Source organism: Bacillus sp. FSL R5-0416, from assembly GCF_037975425.1.
In the GTDB taxonomy this organism is placed as follows: Bacteria; Bacillota; Bacilli; order Bacillales; family Bacillaceae; genus Bacillus; species Bacillus subtilis.
The window spans coordinates 803,527-820,114 of sequence record NZ_CP150252.1 but is presented as its reverse complement, the minus strand read 5'-3'; the positions used below and the strand labels follow the sequence as shown (position 1 = coordinate 820,114).

17 protein-coding genes are annotated in these 16,588 nt (G+C 46.6%); 6 read left to right on the top strand and 11 right to left on the bottom strand.

From position 1 onward, the window contains the following. Positions 1-55 precede the first annotated feature (55 nt). The 9 genes from NYE20_RS04210 to NYE20_RS04170 all read right to left on the bottom strand — a co-directional run bounded on the left by NYE20_RS04210 (position 56) and on the right by NYE20_RS04170 (position 9,133). The gene (locus NYE20_RS04210; RefSeq protein ID WP_015383086.1) at positions 56-850 is read right to left on the bottom strand and encodes an MBL fold metallo-hydrolase; all 795 of its coding nucleotides are present in this window, start codon (positions 848-850) and stop codon (positions 56-58) included. A 55-nt stretch (positions 851-905) separates the two neighbouring features. Next, positions 906-2,207: a citrate transporter CitM gene (citM, locus tag NYE20_RS04205; RefSeq protein ID WP_161621422.1), complete on the bottom strand. Its 1,302-nt coding sequence runs from the start codon at positions 2,205-2,207 to the stop codon at positions 906-908. Positions 2,208-2,249: 42 nt separating this feature from the next. Beyond that, positions 2,250-2,375: a hypothetical protein gene (locus NYE20_RS04200; protein ID WP_064671902.1), complete on the bottom strand. Its 126-nt coding sequence runs from the start codon at positions 2,373-2,375 to the stop codon at positions 2,250-2,252. A 25-nt stretch (positions 2,376-2,400) separates the two neighbouring features. Beyond that, the gene (locus tag NYE20_RS04195; RefSeq protein WP_014479152.1) at positions 2,401-3,360 is read right to left on the bottom strand and encodes a tripartite tricarboxylate transporter substrate binding protein; all 960 of its coding nucleotides are present in this window, start codon (positions 3,358-3,360) and stop codon (positions 2,401-2,403) included. 2 nt (positions 3,361-3,362) lie between these two features. Then, positions 3,363-4,043 (bottom strand): two-component response regulator CitT, encoded by a 681-nt coding sequence (gene citT / locus NYE20_RS04190; RefSeq protein WP_014479151.1) that lies wholly within the window; start codon positions 4,041-4,043, stop codon positions 3,363-3,365. Further along, positions 4,015-5,643: a two-component sensor histidine kinase CitS gene (gene yflR, locus NYE20_RS04185; RefSeq protein ID WP_064671899.1), complete on the bottom strand. Its 1,629-nt coding sequence runs from the start codon at positions 5,641-5,643 to the stop codon at positions 4,015-4,017. The genes citT and yflR overlap by 29 nt, the downstream gene beginning before the upstream one ends. 127 nt (positions 5,644-5,770) lie before the next feature. Then, complete coding sequence (locus tag NYE20_RS04180) at positions 5,771-7,207, bottom strand: anion permease (protein WP_015383080.1); 1,437 nt, start codon at positions 7,205-7,207, stop codon at positions 5,771-5,773. 126 nt (positions 7,208-7,333) lie between these two features. Continuing rightward, positions 7,334-8,596, bottom strand: a complete 1,263-nt coding sequence (locus NYE20_RS04175) for a pectate lyase (RefSeq protein ID WP_161621421.1) — start codon at positions 8,594-8,596, stop codon at positions 7,334-7,336. A 189-nt stretch (positions 8,597-8,785) separates the two neighbouring features. After that, complete coding sequence (locus tag NYE20_RS04170; RefSeq protein ID WP_003233729.1) at positions 8,786-9,133, bottom strand: general stress protein; 348 nt, start codon at positions 9,131-9,133, stop codon at positions 8,786-8,788. Between the two features lie 243 nt (positions 9,134-9,376). On the opposite strand from NYE20_RS04170, the gene NYE20_RS04165 reads away from it, so the two are divergent. The 6 genes from NYE20_RS04165 (at position 9,377) to NYE20_RS04140 (ending at position 14,810) form a co-directional block, all read left to right on the top strand. Next, positions 9,377-9,745, top strand: a complete 369-nt coding sequence (locus tag NYE20_RS04165) for a YfmB family protein (RefSeq protein ID WP_003233730.1) — start codon at positions 9,377-9,379, stop codon at positions 9,743-9,745. Positions 9,746-9,853: 108 nt separating this feature from the next. Continuing rightward, positions 9,854-10,801 (top strand): Fe(3+)-citrate ABC transporter substrate-binding protein YfmC, encoded by a 948-nt coding sequence (yfmC, locus tag NYE20_RS04160; protein ID WP_046160190.1) that lies wholly within the window; start codon positions 9,854-9,856, stop codon positions 10,799-10,801. Between the two features lie 72 nt (positions 10,802-10,873). Beyond that, positions 10,874-11,875, top strand: coding sequence for a Fe(3+) dicitrate ABC transporter permease FecD (gene fecD, locus NYE20_RS04155; RefSeq protein WP_014476116.1), 1,002 nt, complete (start codon positions 10,874-10,876; stop codon positions 11,873-11,875). Further along, the gene (gene yfmE / locus NYE20_RS04150) at positions 11,872-12,873 is read left to right on the top strand and encodes a Fe(3+)-citrate ABC transporter permease YfmE (protein WP_003243506.1); all 1,002 of its coding nucleotides are present in this window, start codon (positions 11,872-11,874) and stop codon (positions 12,871-12,873) included. The genes fecD and yfmE overlap by 4 nt, the downstream gene beginning before the upstream one ends. Before the next feature lie 12 nt (positions 12,874-12,885). Further along, on the top strand, positions 12,886-13,686 hold the full coding sequence (yfmF, locus tag NYE20_RS04145) for a Fe(3+)-citrate ABC transporter ATP-binding protein YfmF (protein WP_003233737.1): 801 nt from the start codon (positions 12,886-12,888) through the stop codon (positions 13,684-13,686). A gap of 104 nt (positions 13,687-13,790) precedes the next feature. After that, positions 13,791-14,810, top strand: a complete 1,020-nt coding sequence (locus NYE20_RS04140; RefSeq protein WP_038829549.1) for an NADP-dependent oxidoreductase — start codon at positions 13,791-13,793, stop codon at positions 14,808-14,810. Between the two features lie 52 nt (positions 14,811-14,862). On the opposite strand, the gene NYE20_RS04135 is transcribed toward NYE20_RS04140, so the two are convergent. Together NYE20_RS04135 and NYE20_RS04130 are read right to left on the bottom strand one after the other, a co-directional pair. Continuing rightward, entirely contained in the window at positions 14,863-15,309 is a 447-nt protein-coding gene (locus tag NYE20_RS04135; RefSeq protein ID WP_046160188.1) for a GNAT family N-acetyltransferase, read from the bottom strand. Positions 15,310-15,377: 68 nt separating this feature from the next. Continuing rightward, complete coding sequence (locus NYE20_RS04130; RefSeq protein ID WP_032726670.1) at positions 15,378-16,508, bottom strand: DEAD/DEAH box helicase; 1,131 nt, start codon at positions 16,506-16,508, stop codon at positions 15,378-15,380. Between the last annotated feature and the right edge of the window lie 80 nt (positions 16,509-16,588).

Sequence of the window (16,588 nt, the reverse complement as noted above, 5' to 3'; positions counted from 1 at the left end):
TGATTTTTCTGCAACTTCCTGGAAAACAATAAAAAACACCCGCGTAATGCGGGTGTCAAATAGACGATAATCGATTTGCCAATTCAGTTAAGTCACTTCGAAAGTTTTTGCCGGTCATCGGTATGCCGTGCCCTGTCAATAACGCTTCCGGTTCAAGACCGGCCAGCTTCAGAATGGACTCAGCGGCCGTCTCTGTGTCAGGCGTGAAATAAGCCGGCGGACCGTGAAGCTCCTGTTTTTGTATTAAGACGTCAGCCATTTTCTCCTGTTCCACTGTAATAACAGCATCACCTGCAACAAGCACGCGGCCGTCATCGCGGAATAACGAAATATGGCCCGGCGTGTGTCCTGGTGTCGCAATCCACATCCACTCGTCAAGAAAAGGGACTGAACCGTCTTCCGGCAGTGCCTGGACATGTGAGGAAATATCGATGGAGTGCCGCGGAAACAGCGGCGACAGCTTGGCGACCAGCCCGCTCTTGCTGTCAGGACGAGCCGGAGGATAATCCTCTTTACCTGTTACATAGGGCATTTCCCGAGAATGGACATAAACAGGCACATCCCAATGCTCAAGGATCTCTTCGATTGCCCCAATATGGTCAAAGTGCCCGTGTGTGAGGATAATCGCCTTCAGCTGAAACCCTTCACCGAATCTTTGTTTGGCTTCATTGACAATCATGCCGGCTGATTGAGGCATGCCGGCATCAATTAAAACAAATGAGTGAGGTTCAGAAGGCAGCTGAATAAAATAGACATTCGCAATTTGCACAGTCAGGCCGTGCACCCCTTTTGCCGCTTCGAACCCCGTTCCGCTTCTGACTGAAGTCAGCGGCATATAAGGATCACTCATAATGACACCTCCGGAATGTTATATGCCGTTAGTGTGTGTCATTACGCCTGAATTATCATACGGAAATAGAGATCGCACCGATCAATAGAGCGATAGCCGTCATGACGATCACTGCGAGAACCGCCCATTTCAATGCGAATTTTTGATGGTCATCAATAGAAACTCCGACGAGTCCGACAAGCAAATGAGTGGATGGCACAAGCGGACTCAGCATATGAATCGGCTGGCCGATAATAGAGGCTCTGGCAATTTCCACTTTATCCACACCGTATGCGACAGCTGTTTCTGATAAAATCGGCAGCACCCCGTAGAAATACGCGTCATTCGGCATCAAAAATGTGAAAATACCGCTTGTTAAGGCAACAATCGCTGGGATCAATCCGCCCATTTGTTCCGGTATCATGGACACGAGTGAGATCGCCATTTCATCAACCATTTTCGTGCCTGTCAAAATCCCCGTGAACACCCCCGCGGCAAAAATCATTGAACCGATAGCCAGCACGTTGCTGGAATGCGCCGCGATGCGCTGTCTCTGATGCTCGAGATTGGGATAATTCACAATCAGTGCAATACAAAACGCAATGACAAACAGTACGGTTAAACTGACTTTACCCGATACTAAACATCCTATTAAAGAAAGCGTTAACAATAAATTGAACCACCAAAGCTTCGGCCGCTTCCACTCATCTTCAACCGCTGCCGCCGGTTCATTGGCATTAGCTGGCTGTTTCAGTTCAATCACACCAAGGCGCTTTCGTTCCGCTTTTCCAAGCACATACGCAACCGCCACCATACAAAGCATCCCGCTTGCAATGACAGGAATCATCGGCCCTGTTAGCTCAGCTGGATCAACTCCCAGCGCACTCGCCGCCCTCGGCGTCGCACCGCCCCATGGAATCGTGTTCATGATTCCCATGCCGACTCCCGCGATTCCTGCCAAGATAATTGGCCGGATGCCTAGCAGCAAATAGAGCGGAAGCATGGCGCTTGTCGTAATCATGTACGTTGTCGAGCCATCTCCGTCCAAGGCGACGAGCATTGTAAGAACCGCTGTCCCGACAACAATTTTTAAAGGGTCTCCTTTGACCATGTTTAAAATTTTGCCAACCATTGGATCAAACAGGCCTGTATCAATCATAATTCCAAAATATAAGATCGCAAACATAATCATGACCGCAGTCGGCGCGACTTGCTGAATCCCCGAAATCATCATGTCCCCAACTTCAGTAAATCCAAATCCGGCGATAAGCGCAAACACAATCGGCGTCAAAACTAATGCTGTTAAAACAGAAAGCCGTTTTGTCATGATCAATGCCATAAACACAAGCATCATGAGAAAGCCTAAGATTGCTAACACATCCATTCCCCCTTAAATGAATCCGCTTACATTTTTTCTCCCTTACTCCCCTTTTTGTCTTACCTTTTTGCCATCGTATGGGAAAACCAACCGCAAGTAAATAATTTGTTTTTTTTGTATTTTTAATTTTTTAAAACCGTTTTGTTCTTTTTGATCAATTTTCGGCATGAAAAAGATCCCGGGTGCCGGGATCTTAATTTCCTGTCATGATGCTTTGATAAAAAGCAGATTGCTCTTCTAAAAACCGTTTCGTTTCCCTGCTGTTCAAATAAAAGCTTTCCCAGTCCTGTTCGTTTATTTTCCGCTTCCATTCAGGTGAAGAGGTGACCTTCTTTAGCGCTTGATCCCAGTAAGAAATCTCTTCCTCAGACATATTTTTCGGGCCCAAAATCCCTCTCCAATGAGAAAAAACAAACGGGATTCCCTGCTCCTTCCACGTCGGTACATTTGGAAAACCGGGAAGCCTTTTATCAGACGTTACAGCGGCTAACGTGATATCGCCGTTTCGTTCATATGGTTTCGCTTCAGAAAGTGTCATGGAAGCCGCTTCTATCTCATGTCTGATCAGCGCCTGAATGAGCTGTTCGCTGCTGTCATACTGTGAGAATTGAATGTCAAACGGGTCAATGCCGTACATATCTGCCGCTCTGACGAACGAGAGCTGATCATCATTGCCAAACCCCGGGGCAAAGCCGATTCTCACCTTGCCGGGATGCATGTTGATCTCATTCAGCACATCCTTGCCATTTGTTAACGCTGATCCTTTTGGCAATGCAACCGTCTGCCATTCCTTGGAGAGAATGGCGAGCGGCGTAAAATCGGACATTTTTAATTTACTTTGCCCGAGAAGATCATTGCTCAATATTAGGCTGGACGTCATGCTGATGGTTTGTTTGCTGCTTTTGTTGACATATTTCCAGCCTTTCTCTCCCCCGCCGCCGGATTTATAGACGATATGAACATCTCCCTTCACGATCTGCTTCTGCCTCAAAACTGATTGGATCGCCTGCGCTGTGACATCCCAGCCGCCAGAAGGTTCGGCAGGGACAACAATTTCTATCGGCCCGTCCGGCAGGCGCGGCGCAGCCGCCTGCCTGATATCACCCTGCATAAAGATCAATAGTAAAATCAATAGGATTATAGATTTTTTCATATCTAATCCGCCGCCAAATAATATTTTCTCTCCGGCCTGCCGATAATCCCGTATTCAAGCTCGGCTCTTGCTTCTTCCTTTGACACAAGATACTCGGCATAACGGCGGGCAGTTGTTCGTGACGCCCCCATTTTTTCCCCAAGTTCCTCCGCTGTCAATCCTTCTGACGCAGTCTGAAGCGCTTCCTTAATTTTTCGCAGTGTAATCGAATTAATGCCAGTCGGCAAATCCTCTGCCGGCAAAGCTGTCTTCACACTGTTCCCAAAAATATGGTCGATCATGGATTGGCTGACCTCCGGCTGAGACATGAGCAGCTTCCTTTTTTCTTTATACTGAAGCAGCACCTGCCTGAACTTGTCAGCCGTTACGGGTTTGATCAAATAGTGGGCAATTCCTGCTCTTAGCGCTTCCTGCAAATGCCGGGTTTCTGTTGCCGCTGTGATAATCATAATGTCCACTTCAGGAAATCGGCTTCGTATATCAGGAATCAACGCGGTCCCAAGCTCGTCCGGCATATAAATATCCAGCAGAAGCAAATCAACCTTGTGTTCCTTCAAAAGCGCCAATGTCTCTTTTGCGTTAGCCGCCTTGCCGATAATCTTGAATCCATCAAGCTGTTTAATCAATCTCTCATGGATTTGCGCAACTCGAAAATCATCCTCCGCAATCGCGATGTGAATCAAATGGATTCCCCCTTTGTTTCTCCTTCGGTATAAACACAGTGAATACCGCCCCGCCAGTTTTTTGATTCGCCAGTTCGATCCAGCCGCCCAGTTCACGCACTGAGTCTTTCACATTGGCCAGACCGTAGCCTCTCCTCATCCCCTTTGAAGAATAGCCTCTCTCAAACACAGCTTCTATTTTCTCTGGCGGCACACCGGGCCCTGTGTCTGATACTTCAATGACAATGTCATGGCCCATATCCGTGATAAAAAACAAAACTTCCTTCACGCTTTGCTCCGCTACAGCTTCGAAAGCGTTATCAATTAAATTGCCAATAATCGTAATAAGATGGGACAAGCCGATATGCGCAGGAAGAGGCGCGAGTGAGCTGTTCTCATCAATCACCAGCTTGACCTTCTTTTCCGATGCCTTGCTTATTTTCCCTAACAAAATGGCCTGCACCTGCTGCGAATGGATGTTATGGAATAAAAGATCATGCTGTTCATTTTGCATCGCATATTCCTCTTTAATCAGATCAATGGCTTCATCATACTCCCCAAGCTCAAGCAGCCCTAAAATCGCATAAAGCTTATTTGAAAATTCATGAGTCTGCGCCCTGAGATCCTCTGAATATTTGCGAACCTCTGTCAATGTGTCGATCAGCTTCTTCAGCTCTGTTTTCTCCCTGAAGCTGACGACAATCCCATACGCCTGCCCGCCTTGATTCATCACTTTCGTATTGATAATAAACACTTGATCGTTGACGCTTACCTCCTGGTTCGGCAGCATTTCTCCTTGTTCAAGCACAGACATCAGCCCTGCTCCCGGCATGACGTCATCTATAGGAAGATGGATCACAGGCTCGGGCAGCTTCAGCATCTCGGCCGCCGATACGTTCATCATGGTGACGACGCCTTCACGATTGGTGGCAATAATCCCTTCTCGAATCGCGAAAAGCATTGCGTTTCTCTCACGATATAGAGCCGCGATCTCATGCGGCTCAAGCCCAAGCGTATCCTTTCTGATGCTTTTCGCCAGCACGGCGGCGCCAATAAATCCGAGCAGCAGTACAAGCACAGCAATCACACTCAAATTTCTCAAATGCTTTTTGATGCTTTGCTCTGTCTCCGTTTGCAGAAAATCAACAGACACGCTGCCGATCACTTGGCTGTATCCCTTCTGTTCTTTTATGATCGGCGCGCTTCCTCTGATCACTCTTCGTCCATCCGCTTTTGTTTCAGAAACATGCGAACCACCAAACAAAATTTCTCTGCTGCGCTCCAGTTTCTTTAATCCGCTTTTTCCAGAGGCGCTGCGAATGTCTCCTTTTTCGTCCAAAACATAAATGGCAAACGCGCCAGTCTGTTCTTTCATTTGTTCAATGACCTCTTGCGTCTCAGCCGCATGTCCGCCTTTTCTCTCAATGAGCTCTTTAACCGGCGGCATATAGGAAATGGTTCTCGCCGTTTGAACCGCCAGCTGCTCTGCCTGTCTCCGTTCTCCCTGTGTATGCTGAACGGCTAACGTAATGGTCAGCACACCAATGACAAAGACCAGCAGAGCCGCAATCAGCCCCATTATTTTTGTTTGCAGGGAAAAATGGAACCGCTTTTTCACCACAGCACCAGCCGTCCTTTCTACCTAGATCATACCATTTTTCACAGGCAATTTTCTCATTTTTCAAAATCCGTTTTCTTGCGAAGGAGTGAAAATAAAAAAAAGGCAGACCGCGTCTGCCTTTTTCTTTCTACCATATTCCTAGTACTTTCCACCATAATCCGCCGATCACAAGCCATACGATGATATGAACAATCGACAGAATAAATCCGATGGACCACCATTTGCCTTGTGGGATGTAGCCTGCTCCGAAGAAGACCGGAGCCGCTCCAGAACCGTAGTGAGTCGTTGACCCGAACAGGTTGCTGATGAACGCGAGGCTCAGCGCTGCTAAAAGCGGCGGTGCGCCCGCTGCCACGACGACAGCCAAAAATGCTGAATACATCGCACTGATGTGGGCTGTCGCACTTGCAAAGAAATAGTGAGAGTAATAATACACAACAATTAAAATGATGAATGCCACAATCCAAGAGAACCCTGATACGGATGATTTCATGGCATTACTGAACCAAGACACCATGCCTAATTCATTCAAGAAGTTGGCGAGCATGACAAGCGCCGCAAACCAAGTGAGCGTATCCCAAGCGCCCTGTTCTTTCTTGATATCATCCCAAGTCAGAACTTGTGATAATAAGAGAACGGACAAACCGATCAATGCGGTTGTGGTTGCGTCGATGTTGAAGCTGCCGCCAAAAATCCACAGCACAAGCACCAAAAGAAACACGATAACCATGGAAAGCTCTGATTTTTTGAACGGTCCCATTTCTTTCAGTTTTTCTGTTGCGATTTTCGCCGCATCCGGTGTTTCTTTGATTTCCGGCGGATACAGCTTGTAAATCACAAGCGGCGTGATGATTAAGCTTACAAGTCCCGGTACAATCGCGGCAATTGCCCAGCTTGTCCATGTTAAGTCCACCCCTGCGACATCATGGGCCAGCTTGGCAATCAGCGGGTTCGCCGCCATCGCTGTCAGGAACATAGCAGATGTGATCAGATTCCCCTGAAAACCGGTTTTTAATAAGAATGCACCGATTTTTCTCTCTGTTCCATTTGCCGGGCTTGATCCGAATGTTTCGGATAATGATCTGATAATAGGAAATATAATGCCTCCTGCACGCGCCGTATTACTTGGAATAGCAGGTGAAAGTATTAAATCACTGAATAGCAGTGAATAAGAAAGTCCAAGGGTTTTTTTCCCGAATTTCTGAACGAATACATACGAAATTCTAGCACCGAGCCCGGTTTTGATAAATCCCCGGGAAATAAAGAATGCGATAACGATAAGCCAAATGGTCTTATTCCCGAATCCGCTTAATGTATCCTCAATTGATAGTGTTCCAGTTAGTGCAGTAACCGCCAATGCAAAAATTGCAATTGCACCCATTGGCAAGGGCTTGGAGATAAAGCCGATAATTGTTGCGACAAAAATCGCAAACAAATGCCAAGCTTTAGGTTCAAGTCCGGACGGAGCGGGAATAAACCAGATGATTAGTCCCACAGCGACAGTAATAAGCAATGGAACAAGCTTTACTGCTGACTGTTTTCCTGCGTCTTTTTCTGAAGCCATAAATAGGTCTCCTCCTATATACTTGTTTTCCGATCCCCTTTTCCATTCTACTCCTTAACTAAGTTAATAAACATTTTAATTAATTAAAAAACACAAAGGTTAGCACCCTTTGTGTTTTTCACTTTCTTAATTTAATTTACCCGCACCCGCTTGATTTATGACATTTGATTTCACATTAGCAGAAGCATCAATCGATCCATGCAGAGACGGCCTCCAGCCGACAGAAGAGCTCAGCCCGTTTGCAGCCGATGCGTTGATCTGTGTGCCGTTCAGCAACGTGCCGGAGTCATATAAAGCCGTTCCCCCGCTGAATACGCTGATCGTTTTAGCAGCTGACAGTCCCGGTACGTCAATGACATTGTTTTGGGCATAGATTTTAGATGACTTTCCGATTCCCCATGCATAGCTGAAAGGATAACTTGAAGAGCTTGTGCTTCCTTCATAATAGTTGTTGTATACGTGCACTTGCCCGAAACGGACTCTCGGCGCGCGCTGGACAATATTTTTATAGCGGTTATGATGGAGCGTAATTTTTAATTTGCCGTCATCGGAGGTTTTGCTGTCACTTGATCCGAAAATGGAGCTTTTATCATGATCGTGATAATAGTTGTAGGACATCGTGATATAGTTAGCGCCGTTGGACGCATCCGTTTGGCCGTCATGGTGCTGATATTTTCTTCCATAATATTTCGGTGATGTGCTGTCCGGACGCGAACCGTCGTTAAATGTACAGTGATCAATCCAGATGTGTGTGCCGCCGTTTATCGTGATGTTGTCGTATTGTGAGTTCCAGTTTCCTGAGCTTCCGTCAGTCGGATCCCATTGCGGAAAATAATCATAGGCATCCTGGAATTCAATGTTGCGAATAATGACGTTATCACTCTTGATTTGGAAGTTTCCTCCCACGACTTTAGCGTTAGTCCCTGAACCGACGATCGTCGTGTTTGCAGGGATATCCACCATAACCCGTGCTTTTTGGTTTTTCTGAGAGCGTGCTCTCGCTTCTTCTTGTGTTCCCGACGGCTCTTTTTTGCCCCATGTGCTAGGATCATAGGCTTTCAAATATTTGTCCAAATCATACTCCGGATCTTTATAGTCATTTAGACCAAGCGGCTTCAGATTGTCATCTACGTTCATGTCAATCGTTCCCTTGATATAAATGATTTTTGGCGTTGTGTTCGTTTCCTTCCCTAATGCCGAGACAAGCTGGTTTCTGTTGCTGACGGTATACACATTTGAGGACGATGCTTTTGCCCCGCCTGTCGTGCCGGTCGAGTACGCGCCCCAGCCATCATTGGATCCCAACGTCTGGTGGCCTAAATCAGCTGCGTTCACGCCAGCTGGAGTCAATCCTAAAAACAAAGCCGTAGCTAACATCACTTTTTTCATCCACTATGTACCCCCATTTTCTATTTTGTGAGATTTTATTCCAATTTATCACAAAAATATAATAGCAAATTGAGGGACATTCAGAACCGAAAATGTTCCGCTATCCTATTGCGGCATTCTGCAAAATGCCACCGCAAAGACCGCAAAAAAACCAAAAGGCCGTCATAGCCTTTTGGTTTTTTCCTTGCTTTATGCCCAAGCTTTCACTTTTTCGTTATCTGTCACAAAGAGAAGTACTTTTCCTTCATCTAAGCGTTTTTCAAATTGAGCGGCTTCATCTTCAGAAAAACCGATTTCGTGAATTTTATTGCGGAGCTCATCTCCTTTTTTATTGAAGATATTTCCCACCGCGTGCTTGAAACCTGTTTCTTTGGCTCCGATCGTATTAGCATTCGTGTTGTCTGCCAGGCGTTCCGTTCTGTCATCGTCGTGAGCTAAGACGTATACATCCTCTTTCGCAACACCCATTTTCTGTAATTCCTCTACATCCTTCATGAGCTGTTCGTCATTTGTATACTCTTTTACAACTGGTTTCATGTCGATATTCCTCCTTCATGTTTTCTATATTTCTTTCATACCCGATCGTCTGTACCTGAAACAGATTCCAGAACATTAAAGAGAAAAACAGGAGGAATGGTAGTAGCTATTTGTTTTCCGTCCATGGTAAAGTGATAGGAACGGGACCTATTTTCAGAAAAATCAAAATTAAAGAGAAGCCGCTGCACGGAGCACACGACCATGAAACGCTGCCTTTATCCGTACGAGCAGGAGGTATGTCTAATGCAATACTTTTCACCAGAACAGCAATACAATGCTTGGATTGTGAGTGATTTAGTCAAACAGATTTTCCATAAGCGTGCCGGATGTTCACCAGGAATTCACGAGCTTGCGGTTTTTGCCGAGGAACATTTTCATATCGATATCGACTTTGTTTTCTCGATTATCATGAATATCGGCGACATTGAATTTGCACTAACAGATGAAATAGAAAAGAAATTGTCCGGTTATCTCAGCACTCTCCTTCCTTATGTCACTGCTGATATGTTCGAAACCTCTAAAGCCAACGCCCATGCGTTTTTGTCTCGAAGACACGGTAACGCTGCATACCACTTATTTGTGTCTGATGATGCTTTCATGAGAAAGCAGTAAAAACGCAGCTTTCTTTACTAAAAAAATATTGACATGATAAGCCATGCTATTATAGTGTTACATGTGATAATGATTCTCATTACTAAATCTGAAAAAAGGAAGAATGACATGCGCACCTATTCTAACAAGTTGATTGCCATCATGAGTGTTTTATTGCTCGCCTGCCTCATTGTATCTGGCTGTTCATCAAGCCAGAATAACAACGGAAGCGGCAAAAGCGAGTCTAAGGATTCCAGAGTGATCCATGACGAAGAAGGAAAAACGACAGTAAGCGGCACACCTAAGCGGGTGGTTGTGCTTGAGCTTTCATTCTTGGATGCCGTTCGCAATCTCGGCATTACGCCGGTGGGCATAGCCGATGACAACAAAAAAGATATGATTAAAAAGCTTGTCGGCAGCTCCATTGATTACACATCTGTAGGCACACGCAGCGAACCCAATCTTGAGGTTATCAGTTCCTTGAAGCCTGATTTAATCATCGCTGACGCTGAGCGCCATAAAAACATTTATAAACAGCTGAAACAAATCGCTCCGACGATTGAATTAAAAAGCCGTGAAGCGACATATGACGAAACGATCGACAGCTTTACGACCATTGCTAAAGCATTAAATAAAGAAGATGAAGGAAAAGAAAAGCTTGCCGAGCACAAAAAAGTCATCAACGATCTAAAAGCCGAACTTCCGAAAGATGAAAACCGCAACATCGTTCTCGGCGTTGCAAGAGCGGATTCCTTCCAGCTTCATACATCATCATCCTATGACGGAGAAATCTTTAAAATGCTCGGCTTTACACACGCCGTGAAGTCAGATAACGCCTATCAAGAGGTCAGCCTCGAGCAATTGAGCAAAATCGATCCTGATATTTTGTTCATCTCAGCCAACGAAGGCAAAACCATTGTAGACGAGTGGAAAACGAACCCGCTCTGGAAAAATCTCAAAGCGGTGAAAAATGGACAAGTCTATGATGCGGACCGTGACACTTGGACAAGATTCAGAGGCATCAAGTCTAGTGAAACAAGCGCCAAAGATGTGCTTAAAAAAGTGTATAATAAATAGGACAAATGAGAAGCGAGGGGAAATCCTTGCTTCTTCGTTTTTGCAACCAGACGCAGTAAGGAAGTGAGACTGTTGTATCATTCAGCCAAACGGCGCTCATCATCAAGACTGATGATGTTCATCATTGCACTGATTATTTTTATATTTGGGCTTGGGCTGAATCTTTCAGTAGGAGCCTCAGACATCGGCATCATAGATTCATTGAAATATCTTTTTGTATGGGACGGTTCAAAGGAACAGCTCATCATCTCTACTCTTCGCCTTCCCCGCACTTTAATCGGCGTTTTTGTCGGCGCCAGCCTAGCTGTAGCAGGGGCGCTGATGCAGGCTATGACCAGAAATCCTCTGGCTTCACCCCAAATTTTCGGTGTGAATGCGGGTGCATCGCTTTTTGTCGTTGCTTCTCTCGTCATTCTGCCGGCATCGCCCTATTCATCTGTTATATTCGCTTTTGCGGGTGCGGCAGCAGGCGGCGCGATTGTGTATATGATTGCCTCATCCGGCGGAATGACGCCTGTTAAGCTGGCGCTGTCAGGAATGGCCGTGCATTTGTTCCTCTCCTCTATGACACAGGCCATCATTATTTTAAATGAGTCAGGTGAGGATGTTCTGTACTGGATGACAGGCGCAATCGACGGCAGCAACTGGCAGGATGTCATAACCATCGCTCCGTTTTCTGTCATTGGCATCGGGCTTGCCCTCGTATTTTCCGGTTCTGTTTCTGTTCTCGGTCTCGGAGACGAAACAGCAAAAGGGCTTGGACAAAATATGAACGGCATCCGGATTCTGATCAGTTTGATTATTTTAATCCTTTCCGGCGCTTCCGTAGCCGTCGCCGGGCCGATTGGCTTTGTCGGGCTGCTCGTCCCGCATATTGTCCGCAAGCTGATCGGAGAACATTATCAATACGTGCTTCCGTTTTCGGCACTGTTCGGTGCCATTTTGCTGGTGTACGCAGATGTACTGGCCAGATGGATTGCATTTCCTTATGAATCACCGGTCGGCATTGTCACCGCGATTATCGGAACGCCGTTTTTCTTATATTTGGCAAGGAAAGGGCGAAACCTGAAATGAAGAAAACAACCAGAAAACAAAAACGCCCCTTACTGGCGATACTCATATTGGCCGTGATTTTAATCGTTCTGTCCGTCATCAGCATTGGAATCGGTGCATTATACATTTCACCTGATGCGGTAGTGACGAATCTGCTGGGACTGGATCATTCCTTTGAATTTATCATCCAGCAATATCGCCTTCCCCGCATTATATTAGCGATTTTGGCCGGTGCTGGACTTGCCGCTGCCGGAGCGATTTTACAGGGTGTGATCCGAAATCCGCTCGCTTCCCCGGACGTTGTCGGCATTTCAAAAGGCTCCGGACTTGCGGCGATGGCTGTGATTCTCATCTTTCCTGAGTCGCCGGTATACGTGCTTCCGTTCTCCGCATTTGCCGGAGCCGCCATTATTGCTGTACTATTATTAATGATAGCCCGAAAAAAGAGCATTCAGCCCTCTTCACTGGCTTTATCAGGCATTGCTTTAGGCGCGGTCTGCCACGCCGGAATGCAATATATGATGGTCAAGTTTCCGGGCGACGTGAATGCTGCACTCATTTGGCTGACAGGAAGCCTCTGGGGAAGAAACTGGGAAGAAGTCAAGCTGCTTGCGCCATGGCTTTTAATTCTTTTTCCGATCGTCTGCATACTCATACCGAAGCTGGATCTTATGTCACTCGGGGATGAGCTTGCACAGGGTCTCGGAGAAAACGCAAACCGGCTGAGATTCATCCTGATTTTCACCGCGGTGGCGCTGGCGGGAAGCTGTGTAGCCGTCGTCGGCTCAATCGGTTTTATCGGCTTGCTTGCTCCGCATATCGCCAGACGGCTTACCGGAGAAAAAGCTAAATATTTACTGCCTGCATCGGCATTGATTGGTGCTATTATATTATTAATTGCAGATACGTTAGGGCGCGGCATCATGCCTCCGGTTGAAATACCTGCCGGAATACTGACAGCCGTGATCGGCGCGCCTTATTTCTTATATTTATTGAAATTCGAAGCGAGGAAACAGTAGGGAGAGGATACCATGGGAAAACTGGCTGCAGACCAGCTCACTCTTTCATATGACAGTACAGTGATTATTGACGGAGTCGACTTAAAGATAGAAGAAGGAAAAATCACTGCGCTCATCGGCGCTAATGGCTGCGGTAAATCAACAATCCTCAAATCGCTCGCCAGGCTGATGGCCCCGAAAAGCGGTACAGTGCTACTAGAAGGAAAAGACATCCACCGCCAGCCATCAAAAGAAGTCGCAAAAAAACTGGCCATTCTTCCACAATCTCCTCAGGCTCCTGAAGGATTGACGGTAGAGGAATTATGCTATTTTGGCAGACATCCTCACAAAAAGCTGTTATCCAAGCATACCCAAGAGGATCATGACATGGTAGAGTGGGCGCTGGAAGCAACGGGCATGATTGAACTGAAGGATCGGACGCTGGATGCCCTCTCAGGCGGCCAAAGACAAAGAGCCTGGATTTCAATGGCACTTGCGCAAGGCACTGATTTGCTTTTGCTTGATGAGCCGACCACGTATTTAGACATCTCACACCAGATTGAAGTGCTTGAACTGCTGAAAAAGCTGAACCGCGACCATGGCCGCACCGTTGTCATGGTGCTCCATGATTTAAACCAAGCCGCTCAATATGCTGACTATCTAATCAGTGTGCTGGACGGAAAAATATACAACGCCGGAACACCGGAAGATGTGTTCACCCAGCCATTTTTCCGTGAAGTCTTCGGCTTGGAATGCTGCATCATGAGAAGCCCGATCGACCAGAAGCCAATGTGCCTGCCGACGGGACTGTGCCCGAAATTACGGGCGAAATGAAAAGGAGAGGAGCCCCCTCTCCTTTTTTGTATGCCAGCTTACCTTTTGTATTTCCTCTCCTGTCCATGTTACAGTGGTGTCAACCAAGTGATAGGAGGATGAAAATGACAGCATCTCAGCAGCAAATTCAATTAGCAAGACGTCCACAAGGTATTCCTGTTCATGAAGACTTTCGCTTTGAAACCATTCCGGTTCCTGAACCCCAGCAAGGGGAAGTGCTTGTCAAAACGCTTTATGTTTCGGTTGACCCTTATATGCGCGGCCGTATGCAGGATACGAAGTCATATGTTGAGCCGTTCGCCTTGGATGAAGCGCTTTCTGGCGGGGTTATCGCTGAAGTCGTGTCAGACGGCGACCAATTGAAAAAAGGCGATATCGTCATCGGAAATCTCAGCTGGCAGGAATTTTCCGCTGTGAGCGAGTCTGCCTTGCGAAAAATTGATACAAGCCTTGCTCCCGCTTCGGCCTATCTCGGCATTTTGGGAATGACCGGCTTAACAGCATACTTCGGATTGCTGGACATCGGACGCCCGAAGGAAGGCGAAACCGTGGTTGTCTCCGGAGCTGCGGGAGCCGTCGGTTCAACAGTCGGGCAAATTGCCAAAATCAAAGGCGCGCGAGTTGTCGGTATCGCGGGTTCTGATGAAAAAATCGACTATTTAAAACAGGAGCTTCAGTTTGACGAAGCCATCAATTACAAAACAGCGGATGATATCCAAAAAGCGCTTCAAAACGCTTGTCCTGACGGTGTCGATGTGTATTTTGACAATGTCGGCGGACCGATTTCAGACGCGGTGATGAATCTGCTCAATGAATTTGCCCGCATTCCGGTGTGCGGCGCCATTTCTTCCTATAACGCAGAAAGCGAAGCAGATGACATGGGCCCTCGTGTCCAATCAAAACTCATTAAAACGAAGTCGCTGATGCAAGGCTTTATCGTAAGCGACTACTCCGATCGTTTTTCTGAGGGAGCAAAACAGCTGGCCGAATGGCTGAAGGCTGGTAAACTCCATTACGAGGAAACCATCACAGAAGGCTTCGAAAACATTCCTGACGCGTTTCTCGGTTTATTTAAGGGAGAAAATAAAGGGAAACAGCTGATCAAGGTCAGTGATCCGAGCTGAATGAAGATGAAAACGGGAGGGCTTTTTGCCCTCCTTTTATGTTTCGATGAGATCAGCTGCGAAGAATCAGCGTAAGAAAACCATCTTCATCAGGTTCTGTATCTTCCAAAGTGAATCCTGCTGCTTGAAAGCAAGCTAAACTGATTCGATTGTCTTCTTCAATGCATGCCACCCATTCCCGCACGCTAGTAAAATCAGGTTCGGTCATCAGCTTTTGCAATATCCGTTTTCCGTACCCTTGAAGCCGGTACAAAGGATTGACGATCAATCCAATATATGTCCGCTTCTCCCCGAACTCAATAACGACCATCCCTGCCGGCAGCTGTCCATCATACGCCATGATGACAGTATCGTGTTTATCTTTATTTACTCGTGCATACCACTCATCTAATGGCAGCATCCCATCCATTCTCCGTCTGGTATCCTCATTCTCAAACCAGCGTTCAAGAATTTTCAGCTCTGACTCCTTCACTGCTTGAAACCTGTCTATTGAAACCACCTTCCCACCCCCTGTGCGAAACTTTTTCTATTATTTTACAACAAAAAAAGGGCTTTTCGCCCTTCTTTTTATTTCGTCTTCAGTTTTCCGCCTGCATACACAGCTTCACTCAGCTCAACACCAAGCTTCTTCGCCATTTTTTTCAGCTTAGATTCCTCCAATTTTGTCACAAGGCTCAGCACGTTGCCTTCTTTTCCGGCCCGGCCTGTTCGTCCTGATCTGTGGACATAGCCATCTTCATCTGGAATATCAGCATGAATCACGTATGGCAGGTTTTCAATGTCTAAACCGCGTGCGGCAATGTCAGTCGCCAATAAAAGAGGAAACTCTCCGTCTTCGAATGCGGCAATGATTTTTGCCCGCTCCATTTTTTTCGCTTCACTGTGCAAAACGCCGAGTTCAACGTGGTGATATGCCAGTTTTTCCGCATATACACTCAGGTTGCCAATGTCTCTCACAAATACGAGTGCCTGCATGCCTTCAAGCCTTGACAGCTTTTGCAGCAGCTTCACTTTGTCGCGCTGGTCGCAAATCAGGTATTGATGTTTCACTTTCCCTGCCTCCGCCTTGCTTCGCTGCACCTTCAACACCTCAGGCTCTTGCGCCAATTCGCGGAGCACATCCTCTGTTTCCTTTTTAAGCGTGGCAGAGAAACATAGAAGCTGGCGGTCTCTTAATGTCGTTTTAATAATTTGTTTGATCGTCTCGCGATGCTCCGGCAGGATAAGCTGATCCGCTTCATCAAGTACAATCGTTTTCACTTCATGCATTTTGAGTTTCTTTGCTTTAATCAGTTCAAATACCCTGCCTGGCGTGCCGACAATGATATGCGGATGTTTCTTTAGCTTTTCGACCTGCTTCTTCACATTCGCCCCGCCGATTAAGGAAGCCGCGCGCAGCTCTGAGCCCGCTTTCCAATCCTGAATCACCTGAAAAATCTGCATCACCAGCTCACGGGAAGGCGCTAAAATCACCGCCTGCGGATGCTTTTGCTCTGGTTTGATCCGCTCCAAGACCGGCAGCGCATACGCCAGCGTCTTGCCTGTGCCTGTCGGCGATTCCGCGATGACATCCTTTCCGTCCATGATCAGCTGGGCTGCCTGCTCTTGAACAGGGGTTGGCGTTTGAAAGCCGGAAGCATTCCAATTCTCTTGTATAAATGATTGTGCATTATGTAAAAATGGCCAAGTTTGCGTCATTTTGTTCTCCTCAATTCCTGAAATCTATTCCATAGTATCTCAAAACCTCGCCCGGAACGCAATTTTTCTTTTTCTTTCCT